Source organism: Anaerotignum lactatifermentans (assembly GCF_016902535.1).
GTDB classification, from domain to species: Bacteria; Bacillota; Clostridia; order Lachnospirales; family Anaerotignaceae; genus Anaerotignum; species Anaerotignum lactatifermentans_A.
In genome coordinates this window covers 1-3,374 of sequence record NZ_JACSNY010000037.1, presented here as the reverse complement: position 1 = coordinate 3,374, position 3,374 = coordinate 1, and the positions used below count along the sequence as shown (strand labels likewise).

The window sequence follows — 3,374 nt, the reverse complement described above, 5'->3', positions numbered from 1 at the left end:
ATTACCTTAACGTCGCCGACAATACCCAGGTCGGATACTTCGAAAATAGGAGCTGTGTCGTTCTTGTTGATGGAGATAACCAGTTCGGAGCCTTCCATACCAGCTACATGCTGGATTGCGCCGGAGATACCGCATGCCATGTACAGGTCGGGACGTACTGTCTTACCTGTCTGACCTACCTGACGGTCTTTTTCGATCCAGCCAGCGTCTACACATGCTCTGGAGGAACCAACCTCTGCGCCCAGTGCGTCTGCCACGTCTCTGATCAGGTCAAAGCCCTGAGGACCGCCGATACCACGGCCGCCGGATACGATCAGTTTTGCTTCTGTCAGGTCTACGGATTTCTTGTCAGCCTTTACAACTTCCAGAATCTCTACGTTCATGTCTGCTTCTGTGAAGTCTACGTCGAATTTAATCAGTTCGCCTTTTCTTGTTTCGTCCTTGTCAATTCTCTTCATAACGCCGGGACGAACTGTAGCCATCTGAGGTTTTGTTCTGGGGCACATCAGTGTAGCCATGATGTTGCCGCCGAATGCGGGACGAGTCATCAGCAGTGCTCTTGTAGGGTCTGCGCAGCCCATGGAAGCTTCTTTATCATATTCTTCCTGTGTTTTTGCCATTCTCAGACCGGTTGTATCGGCAACCAGACCTGTTCTTACACGGCTTGCTACACGAGGAGCTACGTCACGGCCGATGGAAGAAGCGCCGAACAGCATGATTTCGGGGTCATACTTTTTGATTACTTCTGTCACTGCCTTTGTGTAGGGCTCTGTTACATACTCTTTCAGGTAAGGGTGGTCTACCAGGATTACCTTGTCTGCGCCATAGTGGTACAGCTTTTCTACTTCGCCTTCGATGTCGCTGCCCAGCAGGACTGCGTATACATCGTCTTTCAGGTCTGCTTTCAGTCTTGTAGCTTCACCGATCAGTTCCAGGCCTACGTTCTGTACCTTGCCGCTTCTCTGTTCCACTACTACAAAAATACCATTGCTCATGGGAATTATCCTCCTTTTATTCTTCTTGGGAGCTCTGCTCCCAAACCCACGCAAGGGACACCGTCCCTTGACCCTTTTGCCGCAAAATTTCATTTTGCGGGATATCATCTTTTCTCCGTCATGCAGTCCTCATTCTCCCTCCGCACAAAACGCAGTTTTGTGCCAAATGGGGTTCGGGCACGCGTCCCCGATGGGGGATTGGGGCAAAGCCCCAAGGTCTGCCTGATTTCATCGGCAATCAGCAATTAGATGATGAACTTTTCTTCCAGCTTCTTCACGATGGCTTCTACTGCCTGTTCTGCTGTCAGGTCTTTCAGGACTGTGCCTGCGCCTTTCAGTTCTTTTGTGAAGGATTTGTATACGTTCGTAGGGGAACCTTTCAGACCGATCATATCCAGTTCCAGGTCATCCTTCAGCAGAGGGAAGTCAAAGATCTTGATTTCTTTCTGGTAAGCGTCAAATACGCCGCCTACGGACATATATCTGGGTTCTGCCAGTTCAGCGATTGCTGTCAGCAGGCAAGGTGTTTTTACTTTTACGATGTGGTAGCCGTCTTCGAACTGTCTCTTTACAGTTACGTGGTCTTCTGCTGCTTCTACCACTTCTTCTACATAGGATACCTGAGGCAGGTGCAGTTTTTCCGCGATCTGAGGGCCTACCTGTGCGGTATCGCCGTCGATTGCCTGACGGCCTGTGATAATCAGGTCATAGTCCAGCTGTTTCAGGGCTGCTGCCAGGATTCCGGAAGTAGCGTATGTATCGGAACCGCCGAATTCTCTGCCGCTTACCAGAATTGCTTCGTCACAGCCCATAGCCAGCGCTTCTCTCAGCGCAACGTCTGCCTGAGGGGGACCCATGGATACTACGGTTACTGTGCCGCCCAGCTGTTCACGAATGGTCAGGGCTGCTTCAATACCTGTTTTGTCGTCGTGGTTGATAATGGAAGGAACACCGTCACGGATCAGTGTGCCGGTCTTAGGATCGATCTTTACTTCTACGGTATCGGGTACCTGTTTGATGCATACTACAATTTTCATTGCGGTTTTATCTCCTTTCGTTTTCTTGGGAGCTCCGCTCCCAAACTGTTAAAACCGTGAGGCTCTGCCTCACACGCCGCAAGCCTTTGAAAAGGCTTGACCGAAACTTTATTTTTCGCTTTTTCTGTCTAACCTGTCTCCCTGGTTCCCTCTCCCCGCAAAACGCAGTTTTGCGGCAAATGGGTCAAGGGGCGATGCCCCTTGCAGGGGTTTGGGGGCTGGCCCCCAATCTCTTTCTTATTTCAGTTTCAGCCAGTTTGCGATAACGATCTTCTGTACTTCTGCGGTACCTTCGTAGATCTCTGTGATCTTCGCGTCACGCATCATTCTTTCGATGGGGTAATCTCTTGTGTAGCCATAGCCGCCGAAGAGCTGTACACATCTTCTGGTTACATCGCTGGCTGTTGCGCCTGCCATGTATTTTGCCATTGCTGCCAGGTGGCTGTATGCGCCGTGTGCGTCCTTTGTGCATGCTGCTTCGTATACCAGCAGTTTTACTGCTTCTACCTTCGCTGCCATGTCTGCCAGTTCAAACTGTGTGTTCTGCATCTGACCGATCTTCTTGCCGAACTGTTTTCTTTCCATTACGTATTTTACACATTCATCGATAGCGCCTTCTGCCAGACCCAGTGCCTGAGAAGCTACGCCGATACGGCCGCCGTCCAGTGTCTGCATGGCGATCTTGAAGCCCTGGCCTTCTTTGCCCAGCAGGTTTTCCTTAGGGATTCTGCAGTTTTCAAAGATCAGTTCGCAGGTTGCGCTGCCGCGGATACCCATTTTTCTTTCCTTCTTACCGATGGAGAAGCCCGGTGTGTCTTTCTCTACGATAAACGCGGAGATGCCTCTTGTGCCTTTGGATTTGTCTGTCATTGCGATCACAACGTATGTGTCTGCGTAGCCAGCGTTTGTGATAAATACTTTGGTACCGTTCAGTACGTATTCATCGCCGTCCAGCACTGCTGTTGTCTGCTGCATGGATGCGTCTGTACCTGCGCTGGGCTCTGTCAGACCGAATGCGCCCAGTTTTTCACCCTTTGCCAGGGGTACCAGGTATTTCTGTTTCTGTTCTTCTGTACCAAACATGTAGATGGGACCTGCGCACAGGGATGTGTGTGCGGATACGATGATGGCTGTTGTGCCGCATACCTTAGCCAGTTCTTCTACTGCCATGGAATAGGACAGGTAGTCGCCGCCGGCGCCGCCGTATTCCTTGGGGAAGGGAATACCCAGGAAGCCGTATCTAGCCAGTTTCTTTACTGTTTCCACGGGGAATCTTTCTTCTTCGTCCAGTTCTTCCGCCAAAGGTTTTACTTCTGTTTCAGCGAATTTTCTGTACAAGTCT

General features: G+C 50.6%; 3 protein-coding genes. All 3 read right to left on the bottom strand.

What is annotated here, in order from left to right; translation table 11 throughout:
• Positions 1 to 995 (bottom strand): electron transfer flavoprotein subunit alpha/FixB family protein (locus H9X84_RS12700; protein ID WP_205134619.1); only part of this gene is annotated, 995 nt, incomplete at its 3' end.
• Between the two features lie 245 nt (positions 996 to 1,240).
• The gene (locus tag H9X84_RS12695; RefSeq protein WP_205134618.1) at positions 1,241 to 2,032 is read right to left on the bottom strand and encodes an electron transfer flavoprotein subunit beta/FixA family protein; all 792 of its coding nucleotides are present in this window, start codon (positions 2,030 to 2,032) and stop codon (positions 1,241 to 1,243) included.
• Positions 2,033 to 2,269: 237 nt separating this feature from the next.
• Positions 2,270 to 3,370 carry an acyl-CoA dehydrogenase gene (locus tag H9X84_RS12690; RefSeq protein WP_243423770.1) on the bottom strand — a complete coding sequence of 367 codons (1,101 nt, stop codon included), beginning with the start codon at positions 3,368 to 3,370 and terminating at the stop codon, positions 2,270 to 2,272.
• Positions 3,371 to 3,374: the final 4 nt, after the last annotated feature.

Bases quoted from the DNA above. Each gene is read 5' to 3' on its own strand.
- H9X84_RS12695 (WP_205134618.1), bottom strand. From the start codon at position 2,032: ATGAAAATTGTAGTATGCATCAAACAGGTACCCGATACCGTAGAAGTA.